Source organism: Azospirillum sp. SYSU D00513 (assembly GCF_017356015.1).
In the GTDB taxonomy this organism is placed as follows: Bacteria; Pseudomonadota; Alphaproteobacteria; order Azospirillales; family Azospirillaceae; genus Azospirillum.
Genome location: NZ_JAFIQV010000133.1, coordinates 1 through 466, shown reverse-complemented (window position 1 = coordinate 466; position 466 = coordinate 1). Strand labels below are relative to the sequence as shown.

The following is a 466-nucleotide window of genomic DNA, read 5'->3' as shown; positions in this document are numbered from 1 at the left end:
TGGGTGAGGGCTAGTAGCTCAGTTGGTTAGAGCGCGCGCTTGATAAGCGTGAGGTCGGAGGTTCAAATCCTCCCTGGCCCACCAGGTTCGGTTGCCGGTCCCTGGACCGGCGTTGATGGTCTAAAGGGGGCATAGCTCAGCTGGGAGAGCGCGTGCTTTGCAAGCATGAGGTCGTCGGTTCGATCCCGTCTGCCTCCACCAGACCACCTTTCAAAGCCCGAACGAACAAAGATCCGTATGAGGGGACTCACAACACGGCAACGTGGCTCAAGCCTTCGGGTTTGAGTTGCCCGACTTCGGTTGGGCGGGATCATGGACAAGTGAAGACAAGTGCAAGTGACCGAGGACGCGCCTCGGCCGGTCTGAAAGGGCTGGCCCGAGGCGTTGCATCTGAACGGCGGAGAGGCTGCGGGCGGGCTTGTTCCTGCGCGTGGCGCTTAACGCTTCAAGGATCAAGCGTAAGAAG

The 466-nt window shown here is 60.1% G+C and carries 2 tRNA genes; both read left to right on the top strand.

Going from position 1 to position 466, the window contains the following annotated elements:
• Positions 1-7 precede the first annotated feature (7 nt).
• Positions 8-84 (top strand) — tRNA-Ile (locus JUB11_RS32535).
• 41 nt (positions 85-125) lie between these two features.
• Positions 126-201: transfer RNA gene (locus JUB11_RS32530), tRNA-Ala, on the top strand.
• Positions 202-466 lie beyond the last annotated feature (265 nt).